At 61.3% G+C, this 22,426-nt stretch carries 4 protein-coding genes; all 4 read left to right on the forward strand.

What is annotated here, in order from left to right; all coding sequences use genetic code 11:
• The first annotated feature begins 6 nt into the window (after positions 1 to 6).
• The 4 genes from LRS11_RS16065 (at position 7) to LRS11_RS16080 (ending at position 22,291) form a co-directional block, all read left to right on the forward strand.
• Positions 7 to 354, forward strand: a complete 348-nt coding sequence (locus LRS11_RS16065) for a hypothetical protein (protein ID WP_260493910.1) — start codon at positions 7 to 9, stop codon at positions 352 to 354.
• Complete coding sequence (locus LRS11_RS16070; protein ID WP_260493911.1) at positions 351 to 11,768, forward strand: hypothetical protein; 11,418 nt, start codon at positions 351 to 353, stop codon at positions 11,766 to 11,768. The genes LRS11_RS16065 and LRS11_RS16070 overlap by 4 nt, the downstream gene beginning before the upstream one ends.
• Positions 11,769 to 11,857: 89 nt before the next feature.
• A complete protein-coding gene (locus LRS11_RS16075; RefSeq protein WP_260493912.1) occupies positions 11,858 to 12,211 on the forward strand; it encodes a glutaredoxin in 354 nt (117 codons plus the stop codon).
• A gap of 603 nt (positions 12,212 to 12,814) precedes the next feature.
• Positions 12,815 to 22,291 (forward strand): hypothetical protein, encoded by a 9,477-nt coding sequence (locus tag LRS11_RS16080; RefSeq protein WP_260493913.1) that lies wholly within the window; start codon positions 12,815 to 12,817, stop codon positions 22,289 to 22,291.
• Positions 22,292 to 22,426: the final 135 nt, after the last annotated feature.

The raw sequence follows: 22,426 nt of genomic DNA on the forward strand, positions 1-22,426 counted from the left end.
ATTTGTATGAAGGGACTCAGAAAGCTCGCTCTTTCCTGCTGCCTTGTGGCCTGCAGTTCGGCAGTTTCCGCAACGGAAATGGCTGGGAATCTGCTCAAGCCTGATCTGCTTGTTTATTCCGGTATCGCGAGTCTTGGTCTGGATCAGGCCGTCGATCGCGGTCGCTCGGATACGCGACTGCCATGGGTCATCAGTACCCCAATGTTTTCTCAAAGCTTCCTTCATGAAGATGCCGGGCGATCCTTCGTCTTGGGTCGTAAAGAGTCACGCCTGCCGCCCATGCGTGTGCGGTCTGCGGATGAACTCGCAAGCAATGAAGCAGCTCCGGTGATGTTTGTTAAGGAGGCCCTATGAACGGATTGGCATTAGCCCGTTACCTGCTGCTTGGTGTGGGCCTCGGTCTTGGTTTGCCGGCTTTGGCACAGCAGGTTGTGATCAATAGCAACAGCAGCCTGCCGCAAGACAGTCAGCAGTATCAGAGCGATGACGTCATCGTAGATGGCGTCATCCTGACTCTTTCCGGTGCCACCCGTTTCGGCACCCTGACCCTGCGCAACAACGCGCGTATCACGTCTGCTACCGGTTCCGTTCTGAGTGTGAGCGCTAGCAGCGTTAGCATTGATGCCAGCTCCAGGATCGATGTCAGTGCCAATGGAAATGGCCCGAACACCGCATCGACCACCAATTACTACGCAGGTGGCAGCTACGGCGGCCGTGGTGGTGGTTACAACGGTACTTATTACTCGCCGGGTACTTATGGTGATTTCCGTCTTCCGCGTTCTCTGGGCACGGGAGGGCGATACAACAACGATGCATCCCCGTTTACTCGCGGTGGCGGCGCTCTGGAGTTGGTGGCTGAAAACCTGAATCTCGACGGTCAGCTTCTCGCCAATGGACAAGCCATCACCGGCTCAACCTACGGTTCGGGCAGTGGTGGTTCGGTGTTGGTGCAGGTCGGTAGCCTGAACCTGGGGGCTCAGGCCCTTATCCGGGCCGATGGTGGTGGTCATGCAAGCTCGCAGACCTACGGCGGTGGTGGCGGTGGTCGGGTGGCCGTGTATTACGCTCAGTTGGCCCAGGGCAGCCTGGAGGGGCGGCTCAGCGCTCGTGGTGGTTTATCGACCCAGGCTGAGCACGGTAGCGCCGGCAGTATTTATCTGAAAAACACTCAGAGCGGCAACGAGGAATTGCTGTTCGATAACAGCGGTGTAACCGGTAATGCTGTCAGCAGTTACCTCGATTTGAGTACTGGACCCGCTTTTGCAGGGACGCTGCGTTTTATCAACGCCAGTGCCTCGTTGCAGGGTGAGCTGGCCTATGACGCCAGTCTGACGGCACAGCGCAGTCTGCACCTTAAGGGAGCGACTCTGTATCTTGCCGGCGAACAGGCCTTTTCCCAAATCAGCCTGCAGTCAGCGACGCTCACCACATCGTCATTTGCCGCGCTCAAGCTGCGCGCTGACCAGATCAGTGTCGATGCCAGCTCCAAGATCGATGTCAGTGCCAAAGGCAATGGTCCGAACACCGCATCGACCACCAACTACTGGGTAGGCGGCAGCTACGGCGGTTCTGGTGGCGGCTACAACGGTACGTATTACGCGCTACCAACCCGTGGTGACTACCGCCTGCCACGCGACTTGGGTTCCGGTGGACGGCAAGGTTCTAGTACCAGCAATTGGACGCGTGGTGGTGGTGCCGTGGAGCTGCAGGCCGAAAGCCTGAGTCTCGACGGGCAGATTCTCGCCAATGGACAAACCATCACCGGCTCAAGCTACGGCTCGGGCAGTGGTGGTGCCGTGTTGCTGCAGGTCGGCAGCTTGAGCCTGGGTGCTCAGGCCCTTATCCGGGCCGATGGTGGTGGTCATGCGACCTTGCAGACTTATGGTGGCGGTGGTGGTGGGCGTGTGGCGCTGCATTACCGCGAGCTGGCCCAAGGTAGCCTGGAGGGCCGGCTTAGTGCCCGCGGTGGTATATCGACCCAGGCCCAGCACGGTGGTGCCGGCAGTGTGTATCTGAAAAGCACCCAGAGCGGCAGCGAGGAGTTGCTGTTCGATAACAGTGGTGTGCCAGTCACGAATGTTCCCTCCAGTTATCTGAATCTGCTTGCGGGGCCGGCTTTTGTGGGGCCGCTGCGCTTCATTAACGCCAATGCTTCGATGGGGGGGGAGCTGGCCTATGATGCGGGGCTGACCGCACAGCGCAGTTTGCATCTGAGTGGAGGTTCGCTGAGTTTGACGGGCGAGCAGGCCTTCCAGCAGGTCGTTCTGCAACAATCTGCGGTTCTCTCCTCGCAGACGGGGACTGCACTCAAATTGCGTGCTGAGCAGGTGAGTGTCGATGCCAGCTCCAAGATCGATGTCAGCGCCAGAGGCAAAGGTCCGATCACCGGATGGACCACCAACCACTACGCAGGTGGCAGCTACGGCGGTCGTGGCGGCGCTTACAGCAACTATTACTCGCAAGCAACCTATGGGGATTTCCGCCTGCCGCGCGACTTGGGTACTGGGGGGCGACATAGTTCGAGCACCAGCAACTGGACGCTTGGAGGTGGTGCTCTGGAGCTGCAGGCCGAAAGCCTGAGTCTCGACGGGCAGATTCTCGCCAATGGACAAACCATCACCGGCTCAGTCTACGGTTCGGGTAGCGGTGGTGCCGTGTTGCTGCAGGTTGGCAGCTTGAGCCTGGGTGCACAGGCCCTTATCCGGGCCGATGGTGGTGGTCATGCGACCTTGCAGACCTATGGGGGCGGTGGCGGGGGGCGTGTGGCGCTGCATTACCGTCAACTGGTCCAGGGCACCCTGGACGGGCGTCTCACTGCGCGCGGTGGTTTATCGACCCACGCTCAGGCGGGCGGCGCCGGCAGTGTGTATTTGAAGAATACCCAAAGCGGCAGCGAGGAGTTGCTGTTCGATAACAGCAGCGTACCCACAACTAATGCCGCTAGCAGTGATTTAAATTTAAGCACCGGGTCGGCTTTTGCAGGGCCGCTGCGCTTCGTTAATGCCAATGCTTCGCTGAATGGTGGGCTGGTCTATGACGCCGTTCTGACTGCGAAGCGCAGTCTGCATCTGAGTGGAGGCTCGCTGAGCCTGGCGGGTGAGCAGGCCTTTGCTCAGGTCAGTCTGCAGTCAGCGACGCTCACCACGCCTTTCAGTGCCGTGCTCAAGCTGCGTGCCGAGCAGATCAGTATCGATGTCAGTTCCAAGATCGATGTCAGTGAAAAAGGCAATGGTCCGAACACGACATGGACCACCAACCACTACGCAGGTGGCAGCTACGGCGGTCGTGGCGGTGCTTACAGCAACTATTACTCGCCAGCAACCTATGGGGATTTCCGTCTACCGCGCGACTTGGGTACTGGGGGGCGGCATAGCTCGAGCACCAGCAATTGGACGCGTGGTGGTGGTGCTGTGGAGCTGCAGGCCGAAAGCCTGAGTCTCGACGGGCAGATTCTCGCCAATGGACAAGCCATCACCGGCTCAGTCTACGGTTCGGGCAGCGGTGGTGCCGTGTTGCTGCAGGTCGGCAGCTTGAGCCTGGGTGCACAAGCCCTTATTCGGGCTGATGGTGGTGGGCATGCGACCGGGCAGACCTATGGCGGTGGCGGCGGTGGACGTGTGGCGCTGCATTACCGTCAACTGGAGCAGGGCTCCCTGGACGGGCGTCTCACTGCGCGCGGTGGTTTATCGACCCACGCTCAGGCGGGCGGCGCCGGCAGTGTGTATCTAAAGAACACCCAGAGCGGCAGCGAGGAGTTGCTGTTCGATAACAGCGGTGTGCCCACCACTAATGCTTCCTCCAGTTATCTGGATCTACGCACTGGGCCGGCTTTTGCTGGGCCGCTGCGCTTCGTGAACGCCAATGCTTCGCTAAGTGGCGAGCTCACTTACGACGAACAGGCCACCCCAAATCTGGAACTAGTGCTACAGGCCGCCAACCTGACACTGGCCAATGGCAAGCACAGCCTGCAGCGCATCCGTTTGCTACAGGCCTCGGTGCTCAACACCTATGTAGGCGCGGCCACACCCCTGAGTGTGAGTGCGGACAGCATCGAGGTTTCAGCGGATTCCAAAATCAATGCCTCTGAACAGGGCGACCTGCCTTCTCTGGCAGTAGCTACCTATTCTGGTGGCAGCCATGGTGGTTTGGGGGGGCGTTACAACAATACTGCGTCGGTGAACCCCACTTTCGGCGATCCATTGCGGCCAATTACCCGAGGTATTGGTGGGAGCAGCAATTCTTCGTCTTATTACACTCGTGGCGGTGGCGCGCTGTTCCTGTCCAGCCGGGTGCTCGATCTGCAAGGTCAGCTATTGGCCAACGGTGGTGTCCCGCTCACGGGCAGTAATGCCGGCGGCGGTGCTGGCGGCTCGATTTGGGTCAATACTCAGTTGCTGCGAGGAGGAGCAGGCAGCCGAATCCATGCCAGGGGTGGCGATGCCAGGGGCGTCGGTGGGGCCGGTGGTGGTGGGCGTATCGCTCTCTATTATGGGCAGCTGGAAAGTTTCGATCCGCTTAGTCAGTTGAGTGTTGCTCCTGGTGCAGGTGTTTATCCGGCTGGCGTGGGCTCATTGCATCTGGAGAACCACGCCGGAGCCGTGGTGGTACAAGGCAGCACTTTGTCGGAGCTGAGCAAGAAGGCCTTCGATAACTTCACCCTCGATTTCAGCACGCCGATCGACGCGACCAGCCTCAATGCGCAAACCTTGCAACTGCAGGGGCCAGAGGGCGCTATTGTGCCGGTACAGTTCAATGTACTGAGCCCGGTGACCTATCGCGTGCGTCTGCCGCAGATGCTTACGGATGGCGTTTATGAGCTGCGTCTGGCCGGGGTGCGTTCTGCGCAGGGGCTAGGGATGGATCAGAACGGCAACGGTACGGAAGACGAAGCCGATGACTTCTTCTTCAAGCGTTTCGAAGTTGACCTCACTGCTCCGGCTGCACCCCAGGTCACCGCGCCGTTGGTGGCTCCTGCCATCAACCAACTGAACGTACGGCAGGTCACCCTTAAAGGTACTCGCGTTGAGCGAAGTGCCATTCTGGTGAACGATGTGGTCAATGTTGACCTGGGTGAGGGTGCCTGGACAGTCAGTAATTATCCGCTGCCTGAAGGCACTAGCAGCCTCAAGCTGCAAGTTCGTGATGCCGCTGGCAACCTGTCCGAAGCGGTAATGCTCAACTTCAGTATCGACAGCACTGCACCGACAGTAAGCAGCTACTATCCCAATTACACTCTATCAAGATGGGCACCCAGTAAGGTTACGGTTACTTTCACTGAAACCGGTACCGGGCTGGACCTTGGCAATAGCTATCTGACCCTGATGAAGGGCAATCTGGGTATTGCTGGTAGCCTCGCTCTGGAAAACAACACCCTGACTCTTATCCCAGGCTCTTCGTTGCTGGAGGGCACTTATACCGCTTACTACCGGTTGCAGGACAAGGCCGGTAACCAGAAGGTCAGCTCTTTCAGCTTCACTCAGGATTACACCGCGCCGGCGGCTGTTGTTTTGAATGCCTACCCGGCTACCACCACCAACAGCAAGGTGACCCTGTCGGGTACAAGAGAAAACGGCGCAACGGTCTACATCTACGATGGTGCAGGGGCACCACTAACTTCTATTTGCTGTTCAGGCAGCACATGGGGCTACACCGCTACATTGCTGCCTGGCGATAACCGCTTGAGCTTCAGGCAGTATGACCAGGCTGGTAACTACAGCCCGCTTTCAGAGGCCCTGATCCGCTTCGATAACCAGGCCCCTGGTCCGGTGAGCATACTGGCTGACCCCAAGGGCAGCGGTACCGAAGTCAAACTCAGCTGGAGCGGTTACAACGAGGCCGACAACGGCAACGACATCCAGCAGTACCGGGTGTACAGCGCCGCCGCCGCTTTCAGCAACATTGCCCAGGCCCAGCAGGTGGCGAACACCAACGCCGGCATCAAACAGATCACCCTGAAAAACCTGCCGCGGGATCAGCAAGCCTTCTTCGCGGTAGTCGCGGTGGATAAACAAGGTTTGCTCAATCCGCAGGTTCAGGCGGTAGCAGCGACGCCGGATGATGTGCAGGCGCCGGAAATCCCGGTTTCCCTGCAGGTCGAGACCGGTGCCGAGCATCTGCTGCTCAATTGGCAGGCCAGTGCCAACGCGGCCGGTGACCTCAAGGGTTACCGCCTCTATGTCGGTGCTGCGGATGAACAGGTTATCGAGCTGCCGCTCAGTGAGTTGGGTGCCGGCCTCAGCTACCGCCTCACCGGCTTGCAGCCAGCATCGGCCAACCCCCTGCGTCTGGTGGCCGTCGATAACGACGGTAACCAGAGTGCCGGCCTGAGCAACCCTGGCATCACCTGGCTAAACAACCCGCAAGACCTGCAATTGACAGCCTTCTCCAGCCGTTTTGAAGCCAGCTGGCAGGCCGTGACGCCCGCGCCATGGATCGCGGGATATCGCCTGTATGTGGCGGATGCCCCCTTCACCAGCGTACAGGGCATGCAGCCGCGACTCAGCCTGCAGCCAGGCCAGCTGAGTGGCCAGGTGGCCGGGCTGGAGAACAACAAGGCGTATCACGTAGCGGTGACGGTGCTCAACGCGAGCAGTGGCGAGAACCCGCAGGTGCAGTCGCAGAGCATCACGCCGGAGGCCGACTCGACGGGGCCGGAGTTGTTGCAGGTGCTGTGGCGCGGCCCGCAGGGCGACCAGGACCTTGCCGAGGATGATGAACTGCGTCAGCTCGGCGAGCTGCGTCTGCGGGCGAAGGACGAGTCAGGTATCGGCCGCATCGAAGTCAGCCTGGCGGGACAATCGCTCGGTCAGATGCAGCCTGCCGGCAGTGACTACCGCCTGCCCTGGGATATCAGCCAGCTAGCCGACGACGATTACAGCCTCAGCTTCAAGCTCTATGACACCCTGGATAACCTCAGTGAGGTGAGCCAGGCGGTGGAAGTGGATCTGCTGGCGCCGGGCGCGCCGCAGATCAGTCTGCAGAGCAAGGCCAGCAGCACCAATCAGGCGCAGCAGGTCTTGCTGGTCACGGGGCAGCCGCTGGCTCGAGCCCGTGTGCAGCTCAATGGGCAATCGCTCACCGAGGATCTGGCGCTCTCCGCCCAGGGCGAGGCGCAATGGCCGCTGACCCTGCAGGAAGGCGACAACACGTTGCAGGCGGCGGTGCGCTTTGCCACCCGCCAGGACTATGGTGACGACAGCCAGTCGCTCAGCGTGGTACTCGACAGTAGCTTGCCCAACGCGCCCACAGGTCTGCAGGCGCAAGCCAAGGCCCAGGGTCAGGTGCAACTGAGCTGGTCGGCGGTTAACAACGTCAAGGGCTACAACCTTTACGTTTCCGCACAGCCCTTCAGTGCGCTCGAGCAGGCCGGCGTGAGCAAGATCAACACCGGCGTGCTCTCCGCCCCCAGCTACTCGCACAAGCCGACCAATGACGGCACCTACTATTACCGTGTGGCGGCCGTGAATGCCCTGGGCTCGGAAAGTAATCTGTCGGGGCAGCAGAGCGCGGTAGCCGATCGGGTCGCGCCGAAGGTCGAAGAAGCGCTGTACAGCAGCGAGGGCGTGGTGGCTGCAGATGGCCGCCATGCGCCGGGCCGTATCGAGGTGTCGTTGCGCTTCAGCGAGGCGCTGCGCAATGCGCCGTTCTTCAGCATGGATGTGCCCGAGGGGGCATCGATCCCCGTGCGCATGGCTCAGGTGGCCAACGATCCTCTGCAATACCGTGGCAGTTTCGACCTGACTGCCTCCGTCCCGGCTGATCTGCTCTATGCGCGTCTCTCCGCCTATGACGCGGTGGGTAACGAGGGCACCGAGGTCGCCATTGGCAACACCTTGCGTGCCGATACCCGCGGGCCGGATGTCGTGCAGTTGTCGCTGCTGCCGGAAAGCCCGATAGAAAACCTGGTGGCCAATAACCAGGGGCGTGAGATGCAGGTAATCCTGCGCCTGAGTGATGAGCCGGTTACCACGCCGGAACTCAAGCCGCTGCTCAATGGCGAAGCACTCTCCAGCCAGCCAGGCGCCATCAGCCTGAGCAAGGACGGCCAGTCCCAGCCAGGCGCTCCGGTGTATACCGGCATGTTCCGTTTGCCGGTCGGGGCGGGTCAGGGGCAGATCGATCTATTGAGCTTTGCCTACCAGGCCAGCGATGACCTGGGCAACCTCAGCCAGCATATTGCGGGCAGTCGGGAGTTCCAGGTGTATCAGGGGCAGTTGCCACCTCTGGCTGTCCCCGATGGCTTGACGGGCAAAGCCCTTCCCGGAGGGCGAGTCGCCTTGAGCTGGAGGGCCGTCAGCAATGCCGGGGTTTACCAACTCTATCGTCGTGCGGATGCCGATGCGCAGTTCGTGCCACTGGCGCGTGTGCGTGGCCTCAGCTTCGAAGACAACCTGCCGGAAAGCGGCTTGGGTGATGGTACTTACCACTACCAGCTGACCTCTATCCGCGAGCATGAAAGCAAGGAGGCCGAGAGCCTGCCCAGTGCCCCCGCGCGCGTGGTGGTGGACAGCACGGCGCCGGGTGCCCCGCGTGAGGTACAGATCGAGCTCAATGGTGCGGGTGTGGTGCTGCGCTGGTTGGCGCCACAAGAGCCTGGCACCTACACCTACAACCTGTATCGCACCAGTGCTGCAGCCCAGCCGGTTGACCTGAGCGGACAGACACCGCTGCAGACCAAGATTCCGGAGCTGATTGCGCTGGACAGTAAACCGTCGGACAGTGCGCGTGGATACACCCTGACGGCGGTGGATGCCGCCGGTAACGAGTCGCCTCCTGCCGATGTGGTTCAACTGCAGGTCGAATTGCTGCCGGTCAGCGATCTGCGGATCAACCTGCCCGTCGAGGGCGCTCCCAGCTTGAGTTGGGAACATACCGGTGAGGATGTAGAAGGCTTCAACATCTACCTGGGTGCTGAGGGTTCCCGGCAGAAACTCAACAGCAGCCTGGTGAGCGCGAAGACCTGGCAAGATCAGGGGGCGAGTCTGCCTCTCAGCGCAGAGCGCCTATACAGCGTGACGGCGGTCGACTCCAATGGGGTCGAGAGCATGCCGCACAGCCTCACGCTGCCGTTGCTCAGTACCGCCCTGCGGCCTGGGCAAGAGTTCAAGCGCGGCCTGTTCAACCAGCTGTTCTTCCAGGTGGGCAACAATGGCAGCCAGGCCTTCAAAGGCTTGCGTCTGCAAGTGTTGGTGCAGGTTAACGGTAGCTATCTGACGCATCAGTCCGAGGCCTTTGATGTGCCCGCTGGCGGCCTGAGCGAGGTTCCGGTCGTGGTGGCCGGGCACCCGAGCTTGCCGGGCGTCGTGCCGCTGCAGTTGACGATTACCCACGCTCCACAACCGGGCGAGCAGGTGACGTTGCGCAGTAACGCCTCGGTGGATGCCGGTGACACCGCGTTGCTGGCCCAGGTGCAAGCAGACACGTTGACCCGTGGCGCGGTGGGGAGTGTGCGGGTGCGCCTGGAAAACCCCTCCAAGGTTCCAGTGGATCTGGTGACGGCGCGCAATGGCGGGCGTGACGCGTCGAGCGAGCTGCGCCTGATCCTCGAAGACCTGCAAGGCAACGTGTTGGCCAGCCAGTCCGCCAAGGTTGCCGTGGGTAATGGCCTGGTCATGGTCAGTGACGGTCGCACCGTGGCGCGTGTGGGGGCGGGCGAGGCCCTTGAGGTCGGTCCGTTCAACATCAGCGTGCCCGGTGCCGCACCCGAGCAGGTGCGTGTGCGCCTGGTCGCCGACAAACTGCATTACCTCACCGGGCAATCGGGCGAGCTGACCTTGCCTGGCTTGTCCGCCAGTCGTGAGCTGACGCTCAGTGATACGCCTTATGTCGGTGAGCTGATTTCGATAGAGCCTGCGCAGGTTGAGGCGGGTGATAGCGTGGTCATTCGTGGCCGTGCGCTCAAACGCGACACTCAGGAGCCGCTGGCGGATGTCGGCTTGAAAGTGCTGCTGAACGTGCGTGGCTTCGAGGAGACGGTGCATGTCACCACCGATGCAGAGGGCCAGTTCAGTTATCAGCGCAAAACCCGTTCGACCGACTCCGGCGTTCACCAGGTATCGGTGATACACCCCGCGCTGACGACGCGTCCGGTGCATGGCAGCTTCACGGTGTCCGGTGCGTCCTTCTCGCCGGCATCGGTGAACACGCAGTTCCCGCGCAACTACGAGCAGTTGGTGACCATCGTGGTCGAGGCGGGACACGACACCGTGCTGAACAACCTGCGTCTGGAGTACGTCAAACCAGCGGGCAGCAACGGCTTGCCGGCAGGCATCAAGGTGCTGACCAGCCCGCCCATGAACCTGGCGGCGCAGAAGCGCGGCAACCTGACCCTGCGCATCAGCGGCGACAACAGTGCGGCAGCCAGCGGCTTGCTGGACTATCGGGTCGTTGCCGATGGGCTGAGCAAACCGATTGGCCAGACGCGTATCCAGTACAGCCTGGTAGCGCCTCAGCCAGTGATCAATGTCAGCCCGAACCAGATCCGTACCGGCCTCAAGCGCGGTGGTGAAGAGCAGGTCGAATCCATCAGCCTGAAGAACACCGGTATGGACGTGTTGCGCAATGTGCGCCTGAGCCTGCTCAACAGCGAGGGCGGCGCACTGCCGGCCTGGGTCAGCCTGCGTAGTGCCGAGCGTCCGGGTGACCTGGCGGCGGGTTCGGCCGTACCGCTCAGCGTTGCCTTCAAGCCGGGTGAGGCGGTGGCAGAAGGCAACTACTACGTCACCCTGCGCATCCAGAGCGACAACCACCCGCAGGTGGATATCGCCATGGAAGCGGCGGTGACCCAGTCGGGCGAGGGCGGGGTGATCTTCCAGGCGTCGGATATCTACACCGGCACCCGGGATGACAACGGTCAGCTGATTCCGGGCCTGGCCGGCGCCAAGATCAAACTGCAGAACCGCAATGTGCTGAGCGTGGAGTACAGCGTCACCACCGATAGCCGCGGTCAGGCCCTGCTGGAGAACATCCCGGCCGGTGAATACACCTACCGGGTTTCGGCCTGGGACCACGACGACCTTTCCGGGCAGCTGTGGATCAAGCCGGGCATGACCCAGGCCGAACAGGTGTTCCTGATGAGCAAGCTGGTCACCGTGGAGTGGTCGGTCAAGGAGATCACCCTGGAGGACCGCTATGAGGTCATCCTCGATGCCACCTTCAAAACCAACGTACCGACTGCACTGGTGATGATCGAGCCGCTGTCGATCAACCTGCCGGCAATGCGCAAAGGCGATGTGCTGCAGGGCGAGTTGGAGCTGACCAACTACGGGCTGGTGCGCGCGGACAATGTGCAGGCCAACCTGCCGGCCGGTGATGCGCGGGCCAAGATCGAATACCTGCGCCCGGTGCCCAGCACCCTCAACGCTGGCGATGTGGTGGTGATTCCTTACCGCGTGCTGGCGTTGCAGAGCTTTGACCCCGAGGACGTGCTCAATGGTGCGGCCGGCTGCTGGAACTTCTCCTACCCGGTGAACGTGAAATACAGCAGCCAGTGCGCCAACGGCACGGTGGTCAATGGCCAGGCCAGTACGGCCTTCACCTCCAACGGCAGCACCGGCTCCTGTGGTGGCGGTTCGGGTGGCGGTGTCGGTGGCGGCGGTGGTGCCACCGGCGGTGGCGCCGGCGGCTGGGGCGGCTGGGGTGGTGGCGGTACGGGTGGCGGCATTTCCGTCATTCCCAAGCCCGTACCCACCGGCACGGCCCAGCAATGCGTGCCGCCTACCGATTGCGAGAGCGGTAACTGCCCGGGCGCCAACGGCGGCGGCAAGTAAGAGGTCGTCCAGGTCGGCATGCTTTGCTGTCGACCTGGCCATCTGGATGCTCGGGCAGTGACGCGCCTTGAAGGGGAAGGGGCTTGAATATGAAGCGATTGGTGTTGTGCCTCATCGTGATGGTCGGCTTATACCAAGGGTGGCAGACGTTCCGGCCGCACGACTCGACGTTGGCTTACTCGTCCGGCTCACCTTATGTGGTGGTTTACGGGCGTGATAGCTGCGGGTTTACCAGCCAGATGCGTAGTGGGTTGACTCGAGAAAACATCGAGTTCGATTACCGCATTGTCGATGACGGTGCGGTTGCGGACGGGTTGCATCAGAAGATGGAGAGCCTGGGGATTAGCACCCAGCTTTACGATCTACCCGTGGTTGAGGTGAATGGCAGGTTGCTGGTTCGGCCAGATATTTCGCTGGTCGTACGAGCGTACGGGGAGGGGTGATGTCGGTGGCGGTGGTAGTGGCCTTTTACCGCGCGCTGGTCCTGCAGAGCTTGACCTAGAGATGAGAGCCCACTAACGAAGGGGGGGCGGGTCTTGGGGTGGGAGAAAAACGGTGAAGATCAAAATCGAATAAAGACAAGATACTTGCAGAGCTCATCTGAATATCAGGATAATCACAGGTGGCGCGTTTTCGACTTTTCTAGACGCATATTCGGAAATACGACAGCCCCGTTATTTTAATCGTGGGTTTACTGCGCCAGCAGCCGATACCCGTCAGCGGTGCCATCCACGATCAGCGCGCAGTGCTCGCGGCTCTATTAGGTAAGTCAAAGGGATTTGAATGAAAGGATTCGGAAGCTTGCTCCGCTGTGCTATTGGGCGGATGGCGGGATCGGTCACTGCGCTTGCTGAGCGTCTTTTCAAGCTCGGCTTCTATTTCAATCTGACCGGTGGCTTTCGCTACTTCGGCAGTCCCTGCTCGTTAGAAAAAATCCGCGCTATAGCGATTATTGTGAGTCCCCCAGGTCAGGCAATCTGGGTCTTCCTCTGTCTGGCGAGTCGAGCCCGGTCAAGGTCTGGTTGCTCTATGAGTCAGGGCGCTTCATGAAAGGACTCCTAGGGTTTTTTTGTGCTGGCCTGCTGATGGCCGGTATCGTGCTCGATGTCTCTGCGTCTGAAGAACTGCTGATTCAGAGCAATACCACCATAGCCTCGACAGACCTTCAGCATGACGGCAAGCGCCTGATCGTTGATGGCGCCACCCTGACCCTTTCCGGCAGTCATGCCTATGAGTCGGTGTTGCTGCGCAATTCGGCGGTGCTGACTTCTCCCGTGGAGGCTTCCATCAACCTGCGGGCCGGCACCGTGGAGGTGGATGCAACATCACGCATCGATGTGAGCGCCAAGGGTAAGCAAGGTGTCGCGGGCACCATCTATTACGCAGGTGGTAGTTATGGCGGCAGGGGCGGCAACTATTCGTCATATGTCTCTCTGGAACCGTATGGGGATTTCCGCGAGCCGAGAGATCTTGGTTCCGGAGGCCGAAATGGAAGCTCCTCTTACACCCGCGGTGGCGGTGCATTTGAGCTGCAGGCCGACACCCTGAAACTGGATGGCCTGTTACAGGCCAATGGCCAGACCAATACGGCAAGTTATGCCTCTGGTAGCGGTGGCTCGTTGCTCCTGAGGGTGGGTGCACTAAGCCTGGGGCAACAAGCCCGTATTGAAGCGAATGGTGGTGGCTCATCGACTGTCTATACCTATGGCGGTGGCGGCGGGGGGCGCGTGGCGCTGTATTACGGCGCGGTGAACCAGGGCTCGCTGGTGACTCAGGTACTGGCCAAAGGTGGTTTGTCCACGCATGCCCAGGCAGGAGCGGCAGGCTCCATCTACCTGAAGGGCACCGATAACGGTACTGAAGAGTTGGTGTTCAATAACGATGGAGTGCCAGTGACTGCCTCGCTGGCGTTACTGGATCTGAGCAGTGGTGCGAGTTACGGCGGCAAGCTGAGCTGGAACAAAGTTGTAGGTGAAATCAAAGGCAAAGTGCCTTTTGATCCGGTGGTCAGCAGTGCCGTACAACTGGTAGTGGACAACGCGACCCTGAGCCTGTCGGGCAGTCATGCCTATGAATCGGTGCTGCTGCGCAATTCGGCGGTACTGACTTCTCCCGTGGAGGCTTCCATCAACCTGCGGGCCGGCACCGTGGAGGTGGATGCAACATCACGCATCGATGTGAGCGCCAAGGGTAAGCAAGGTGTCGCGGGCACCATCTATTACGCAGGTGGTAGTTATGGCGGCAGGGGCGGCAACTATTCGTCATATGTCTCTCTGGAACCGTATGGGGATTTCCGCGAGCCGAGAGATCTTGGTTCCGGAGGCCGAAATGGAAGCTCCTCTTACACCCGCGGTGGCGGTGCATTTGAGCTGCAGGCCGACACCCTGAAACTGGATGGCCTGTTACAGGCCAATGGCCAGACCAATACGGCAAGTTATGCCTCTGGTAGCGGTGGCTCGTTGCTCCTGAGGGTGGGTGCACTAAGCCTGGGGCAACAAGCCCGTATTGAAGCGAATGGTGGTGGCTCATCGACTGTCTATACCTATGGCGGTGGCGGCGGGGGGCGCGTGGCGCTGTATTACGGCGCGGTGAACCAGGGCTCGCTGGTGACTCAGGTACTGGCCAAAGGTGGTTTGTCCACGCATGCCCAGGCAGGAGCGGCAGGCTCCATCTACCTGAAGGGCACCGATAACGGTACTGAAGAGTTGGTGTTCAATAACGATGGAGTGCCAGTGACTGCCTCGCTGGCGTTACTGGATCTGAGCAGTGGTGCGAGTTACGGCGGCAAGCTGAGCTGGAACAAGGTCATTGGCGAACTGAAAGGTGAAATACTTTTTGATCCCGCCCTTGGCAACAAAACGCAGCTACTGCTCGATAGCGCGACCTTGACTCTTTCGGGCACGCACGCTTATGAGTCGGTGCTACTGCGCAATTCGGCGGTGCTGACTTCGCCAGTCGAGATGGCGCTCAACCTCAGTGCCGACACAGTGGATGTGGATGCGACATCGCGGATCGATGTCAGCGGTAAAGGCTCGCTTGCCTCTCTGGCGGTGGGGTACTACTGCGGCGGTAGCCATGGCGGGCTGGGTGGTAGTTACAACGGTGGCAGCGTGAACCCCGTATTTGGTGACAAGTTGATGCCGATTACTTTCGGTATCGGCGGTAAAAGCAGTTCTTCGGCTCAGACCCGCGGCGGTGGTGCGCTCTCACTGGTCGCGCGCGTTTTGCAACTGGATGGCCAGTTGCTCGCCAATGGCGCTAGCGGAGCAGCGGGCGGCATGATCGGCGGTGGTGCCGGTGGTTCGCTGTGGGTTAATGCTCAGCACTTGATTGGCAGCGCCACCACCCGTATCCAGGCTGTCGGTGGTAATGGCCTTAGTTCAGCGGGCGCGGGCGGTGGTGGGCGTATCGCCATTTATTACGCGGGGCTGCTGGATGTCGATGCGCTCAGCCAGATCAGTGTTGCGTCTGGAAGTGGCAGCAGTGCTGGCGGGGTCGGATCGTTGCACCTGGAGCATCGCATTGGCTCCACGGCTGTGCTTGGGACTAGCCTCGTTGATCAGATCAATAAGGATCTCCAGCAATTTAGCCTGGACTTCATCAATGCTGTCTCGCCGTCCTCCATCAACACAGACACCATCAGGCTGCAGGGTGGGGCAGGGGTGGTTCCGATCACCTCGATCAACGCAGTAAACCCCACGAAATACACTGTTGAACTGGGTACGGCCCTGGCTGATGGCGACTATGAGTTGCGTGTGTCGGGCATTCGCTCTGCCCAAGGCCGCGGCATGGACCAGGATGGCAATGGCATTGAAGACGAAGCGAGCGACGTCTTTGTGCGTACATTCACCATCGACCGTGCACCGCCGCCGGTACCCCAAGTGAGTGCACCGGCGATCTCTCCCGCAGTGAATGAACTCACAGTGCGCAAGGTGAGTATCAGCGGCTCTCGGGAAGATCAGACGGCGGTGCTAGTGAATGGGGTGCAACAGGTGCCGTTGGGTGATGGCGCCTGGAATATCGCCGATTTCGCCTTGCCGGAGGGTGTGGGTGAGCTGCAGATTCAAGCGCGCGATGCCGCTGGCAATCTATCGCCGGCAGCGCTGGTGAAGTTCAACGTCGACAGTTTGAAGCCTGCGCCGGCCCAGTACTCCCATTCCGGCAGTATTCGTGAAGTGCCCTCGTTCGTATGGGTACGCTTCGTTGAAGCAGGTAGCGGGCTGGATCTCGCCAATAGCAGCATTGTCCTGAAACGTTCGGGCAGCACCCTCTCCGGGCCGTTGACCTTGGACACTGATGTTTTGCGGTTGACGCCCTCTAGTCCCCTGTTAGAGGGGAGCTACACCTACGAGGTGCGTCTGCAGGACAACTTCGGCAATCGCTGGTCGGGAACCAACACTTTCAATCTCGACTACAGCGTGCCGGCGGCGCTGGTTCTGAATGATTACCCCAGCGTTACCACGAGTGGCAAGCAGCGTTTCTCCGGTTCCAAGGAGGCTGGCACTACAGTTCGTATCCGCAATATTGCCGGTAATGTGCTGGTAACCATCGGCGGCAGTACGGTCTGGCAGTACGACCTGACCCTCTCCCCGGGCGACAACCTGTTCACCGTCGATCAGACCGATGCCGCTGGCAACGTCAGTCCGCGTACGCCGTTCCAGATTCGCTTCGACAACCAGGCACCGGGGAATGTGCTGCTGAGCGCGGACCCGCGTGGCAATGGTACCTCGGTGAAATTGTCCTGGCCGACCTACGATGAAGTCGCCAACGGCAACGACATCAAGGAGTACCAGGTATACAGCGCCGCCCAGGCCTTCACTTCGATCGCGGGCGCCCAGCTGCTGCAGAAAGTGCCGGGTGGCACCAAACAAGTAGTGATCGCTGGCCTGACGCGTAACGAAGAACGTCATTACGCAGTGCTTGCGGTGGATCATCAGGGGCTGCAACAGAGCGATGTGACGTCGCTGGCCGTGACTCCGCAAGATAGCTTGCCGCCGGAAGAGGTCGGCGGGCTGCACGTGAAACCCGGTGCGGATCAGCTGGAGCTGAGCTGGCAGACTAGCGCCAATAGTGCCGCAGACCTGTCGGGTTATGCGCTGTATGTCGGCGCCAATGGCGAGCAGCGTATTGATCTGCCGCTGGCGACGCTGGTCAATGGCCTGCGTTACACCTTGACTGGTCTGGCTGCTGCGCAGGCGTATCCGCTGAGGCTGGTGGCTGTGGACGCCGACGACAACGAGAGTGCCGGTATCCGCAATCCTGGCGTCACGTGGCTGGCCAACCCGCAAGGGGTCGAGTTGGAACCGTTTGCCAACCGCTTTGATGTCAGTTGGTCGGCTGCCGAACCCGCGGCATTGCTCAGCGGATACCGCGTCTATATCGCTGATGCACCGTTCAACTCGGTGAATGGCATGACTCCGCGCCTGTCGCGCAGCGCGACACAGTTGAGCGGTTCGGTGGCGGGCCTGCAGAACGATCAGACCTACCATGTTGCCGTGACGGCAGTGAATACCTCGGGTGGTGAGAACCCGCAGGTCCAGTCATTCACCGTCAAACCACAGGCCGATGCCGCTGGCCCGCAGCTCACGCAATTGAGCTGGAACAGTGTGGCCGGAACTGTCGACCTGCTGAGCGGCGGCGAGTTGGCCACCTTGGGTGAGCTGCAACTGCAGGCCAGCGATGAGTCGGGTATCTCCCGAATAGAGCTGAGCCTGGATGGTCAGCCCCTGGGGCAGGCCATCCAATCGGCTACGGGTTACCGCCAACCCCTTGATCTGGTTCGTATCAGCGATGGCGAGCACAGGCTGGGGCTGAAGCTGTACGACACACTGGAGAATCTCAGCGAGACCAGTGTGGAACTCGATGTTGCACTGGCAGAACCGGCCAAGCCGTCGCTGCGCCTGCAGAGCCAGGCCCAGACCAGCAACACTGCCGCGCAGGTGCTTATCGTGCGCGGGCAGGCCAATGCGTTGGCCCAGGTCGAGTTGAATGGCGACCTACTGGCGGGTGAGTTCGACCTGGCTGGCAGTGGCGAGGTTCTGCTGCCGGTCACCTTGGCCGAGGGCGAGAACCAGCTGACTGCGCGCCTGCGCCATGCCAATCGCAGCGATTTCGGCGATGACAGCGATCCTCTCAGCGTGACGCTGGACACCACCTTGCCGGATGCCCCGCAGGGCCTGCAGGCGGTTGGCAAGACTCAGGGTGTGGTCCAGTTGAATTGGGGGGCGGTCACGCCGAATACGGCAGTGGGTTACAACCTGTATGTAGCCAACCAGCCATTCACCGAGAACAGCGGCGCCAGCCGGATCAACAGCAGCCCGATTGCGGCGGCCAGTTATACCCACAAGCCGACAGCAGATGGGACCTACTACTACCGTGTCGTCAGCGTGAACAAGGTTGGCTCGGAGAGCGCCCTGTCGGCGCAGAAGTCGGCGACGGCTGATCGCGTACTGCCGCGAGTCGACAGCATCACCTACACCTCGCAAGGTCAGGTTGCGGCAGATGGTCGTCATGCCCAAGGACGTGTGGATGTACGCGTGAAAGTCAGCGAGCAGCTGCGTAATGCCCCCTTCCTCAGCTTGGACGTGCCGGAAGGCGCCTCCATCCCGGTGCGCATGACCCAGGCCGCCAACGATCCGTTGTATTACCAGGGCAGCTTCGACATCACCACCTCGCTGCCATCGGGCCTGTTGTATGCGCGGGTATCGGCCTACGACAACGTGGGTAACGAAGGCACTGAGATCATCGAAGGCAAGAGCCTGCGCATCGACACCCAGGGACCGGATGTCCAGCAGCTGTCGCTGTTGCCGGAGAGCCCGGTGGAAAACCTGGTCGCGAACAATCAGGGTCGTGAGGTGCAGGTGATTTTGCGCCTCAGCGATGAGCCGACGGGCATGCCGCAGCTGGCTCCGCAACTCAATGGCCAGTCAGTAGGCAGCCCGCTTGCATTGACCCGCGATGCCCAGTCGCAGCCAGGTAGCCCGATCTACACCGGCAGCTTCAGGTTACCCAGCGCCGCCGGCCAGCAGCAGGTGGATCTGCTCGGTTTCGCCTACGAGGCGGTGGACGATCTGGGCAATCGCAGCGAGCGCATCCAGGGTCGCCGCGACTTCCAGGTGTACCAGGGAACCCTGCCGCCGCTGGACATCCCGCAAGGGCTGAGCGGCAAGGCGGTATCTGCGGGGCGTGTGGTGCTGGGCTGGAAGCCAGTGGCTGAGGCCAGTGCATACCGCATCCTGCGCCGGGCCGAAGCCGAGCAAGGCTTCAGCGAGCTGGCGCGGGTGCGCGAGGCAAGCTTCGAAGACAACCTGCCGGTCGCGGCGCAAGCGGATGGCGTGTACTTCTATCAGGTCGCCAGCATTCGCGAACATGAAGGCAAGGAAGCAGTGAGCCAGTCCAGCGAAGCCGTGCGGGTCGAGGTGGACAGTCAGGCATCTTCGGCCCCGCGCCAGTTGCAGGCCGAGATGAATGGTGCGGGTGTGGTCCTGCGTTGGCAGGCACCTGCCGAGGCCGGTGCCTACAGCTACAACCTGTACCGTGCCGACGTCGGCCAGGATGTGCCGATCACTCTTGCGGGGCGTACCGCGCTGCAGAGCAAGATTCCGGAGCTGATTGCCCTCGACAGCCAGCCCTCCGACAGCGAGCACGCCTACACCGTGACGGCGGTGGACGCCGCCGGCAACGAGTCCGCCCCGGCCGATACCGTCTACCTGAATGCCGGGTTGCTGCCGGTGCGCGACCTGAAACTGGTCTCCCATGAAGGTGAGCCACCGCTGTTGCAGTGGGATCACAGCGGCCAGGATGTTGTGGGCTACAACGTCTATGTCGGTGCCGAAGGCAGCACGCAGAAGCTCAACAGCCAGTTGCTCCAGGTCAAGCAATACCAGGACCAGGGGCTGACGCTGCCACTGACTGCCGACCGCCGCTACAGCATTACCGCGGTGGATGCCCAGGGTGTTGAAAGCCTGCCGCATGCGCTGTTGCTACCGGCCCTGCGTGCAGAGCTGCGCGCGGACCAGCAACTCCAGCGCGGTCTGTTCAATACCCTTTACTACCGGGTCAGCAACAACAGCGCGTTGGAACTGGGGCGCCTGCGTTTGCGCGTCAGTACCGAGGTGAATGGCGAGATCAAGCAGCACCTCTCCGACTACTTCGAGGTTGCCCCAGGCAGCCTCGAGGAAGTGTCGGTGGTGATCGGCGGCTATCCGGAGCTGCCGGGTGTGGTGCCGCTGAGCAGTGAGCTGATCTATGCCCCGCAGCCGGGCGAGGAAGTGCTGATCCAGCGCCGCGAATCGTTGCCGGCCGGTGAGAACGCGCTGCTGGTACAGCTGCTGGCCGATGATCTGACGCGGGGTGGCGCGGCCCAGGTTCGTCTGCGTCTGGAAAACCCCAGCGACGTGGCAACCGAACTGGTTACCGCCCGTGCCAATGGCAGCCAGGCGTCGGACGAAATGCGTCTGGTGCTCGAGGACCTGCAAGGCAACGTGCTGGCCAGCCAGCCGATCAAGGCCAATCTGGGCAATGGTCTGGTGACCGTACGTGACGGCCGTACCGTGCTCCGCGTCGGGGCGCTGGACACCGTGGAAACCGAGCCCTTCAGCATTGCTGTGCCGGTGGCTGCGCCCGATCAGGTACGCCTGCGTCTGGAGGCGGATTACCTGCATTACCAGACCGGCCTGCCCACCGAACAGAAGATTCGCGGCCTGCGCAGCAGTCGCGAGATGACCCTGGTGGAAAGTCCCTACTACGGTGAGCTGACTCAGGTCGCTCCGCAGCAGCTACAGGCCGGCGATAAGGTCCTGCTCACTGGCCGCGCCCTCAAGCGCGAAGATGACCAGCCGCTGGCCAATGTTGACCTCAAGATCGTGCTCACCGTGCGTGGCTTCGAGCGGGTGGTCAGTGTCACCACCGATGCCCTGGGCCAGTTCTCCTATGAGCATCAGACGGCAGTGGCCGACTCCGGCAACTATCAAGTGTCTGTGGTGCACCCGAACATCGCGACGCGGCCACAGCATGGACAGTTCCTGATCCAGGGCGCCTCCGTTTCACCGTCGAGCGTCAGCACGCAATTCCCACGCAACTACGAGCAACTGGTGACCGTTGTGGTCGATGCAGGTCACGACACGGCGCTGAACAACCTGCGCCTGGAGTACGTCAAGCCAACCGGCAGCAGTGGCTTGCCAGTGGGCATCAAGGTGCTGGCCAGCCCGCCCTTGAACCTGGCGGCGCAGAAGCGCGGCAACCTGACCCTGCGCATCAGCGGCGATAACAGTGCCGCAGCCAGCGGTTTGCTGGACTATCGCGTCGTCGCCGATGGGCTGAGCAAGCCGCTGGGGCAGACGCGCATCCAGTACAGCCTGGTGGAGGCGCGCCCTGTGATCAACGTCAGCCCTAACCAGATCCGTACCGGCCTCAAGCGCGGTGGTGAAGAACAGGTCGAGACCGTCAATCTGAAGAACACCGGTCTGGACGTGTTGCGCAATGTGCGCCTGAGTCTGCACAACAGCGAGGGCGGCGCACTGCCGGAATGGGTCAGCCTGCGCAGTGCCGAACGCCTGAGCGATCTGGCAGTCGGCGCGGCCGTGCCGCTCAATATCGCCTTCAAACCGGGCGATGGGGTGGCGGAGGGCAACTACTACGTCACCCTGCGTATTCAGAGCGACAACCACCCGCAGGTGGATGTCGCCATGGAAGCGGCGGTGACTCAGTCGGGCCAGGGCGGGGTGATCTTCCAGGCATCGGACATCTACACCGGCACCCGGGATGACAACGGCCAGCTGATCCCCGGCCTGGCCGACGCCAAGATCAAACTGCAAAACCGCAACGTGCTGACGGAGGAATACAGCGTCACCACCGACAATCGCGGTCAGGCGCTGCTGGAGAACATTCCGGCCGGTGAATACACCTACCGCGTCTCGGCCTGGGACCACGAGGATCTGGCCGGGCAGCTATGGATCAAGCCGGGGATGACCCAGGCCGAACAGGTGTTCCTGATGAGCAAGCTGGTCACCGTGGAGTGGTCGGTCAAGGAAATCACCCTGGAGGATCGCTACGAGGTCATCCTGGATGCCACCTTCAAGACCAATGTGCCGACTGCATTGGTGATGATCGAGCCGTTGTCGATTAACCTGCCGGCGATGCGCAAAGGCGATGTGCTGCAAGGTGAGTTGACCTTGACCAACTACGGCCTGGTGCGTGCGGATGATGTGACGGCCTCGCTGCCAGCGGGCGACGCCCGAGCGAAGATCGAGTACCTGCGTTCGGTGCCCAACACCCTGCATGCCGGGGACGTGGTGATCATTCCGTACCGCATCGTCGCCCTGCAGAGTTTCGATCCGGACGACGAGCTGAATGGCGCGGCCGGTTGCTGGAGTTTCAACTACCAGGGCGTGGTCAGCTATGCGAGCTACTGCGCCAACGGTGTTCGTGTATCGGGTCGGGCCAATGTGGCCTGGCACTCCGCCGGTGGTGGCAGCTGTGGTGTGGCTGGTGGTGCGGGGTCCTGGGGGGGGCTGGGGCGGTAGCGGGGGTGGTAGCTTCATCCCGCGGCCAACGCCGGTCAGCGATCAGCAGTGCGTACCATCGCCGAATTGCGAGAGCGGTAACTGCCCGGGCCTGGGTGCCAACGGCGGCGGCAAATAACTAGATAACGAAAAGGA

It is taken from the genome of Pseudomonas sp. J452 (assembly GCF_024666525.1).
Lineage (GTDB): Bacteria > Pseudomonadota > Gammaproteobacteria > Pseudomonadales > Pseudomonadaceae > Aquipseudomonas.

What these genes read in the sequence shown, in the direction of transcription:
- LRS11_RS16065 (WP_260493910.1), top strand. Translation starts at nt 7, where the DNA reads ATGAAGGGACTCAGAAAGCTCGCTCTTTCCTGCTGCCTTGTGGCCTGC.
- LRS11_RS16070 (WP_260493911.1), top strand. Translation starts at nt 351, where the DNA reads ATGAACGGATTGGCATTAGCCCGTTACCTGCTGCTTGGTGTGGGCCTC.
- LRS11_RS16075 (WP_260493912.1), top strand. Translation starts at nt 11,858, where the DNA reads ATGAAGCGATTGGTGTTGTGCCTCATCGTGATGGTCGGCTTATACCAA.
- LRS11_RS16080 (WP_260493913.1), top strand. Translation starts at nt 12,815, where the DNA reads ATGAAAGGACTCCTAGGGTTTTTTTGTGCTGGCCTGCTGATGGCCGGT.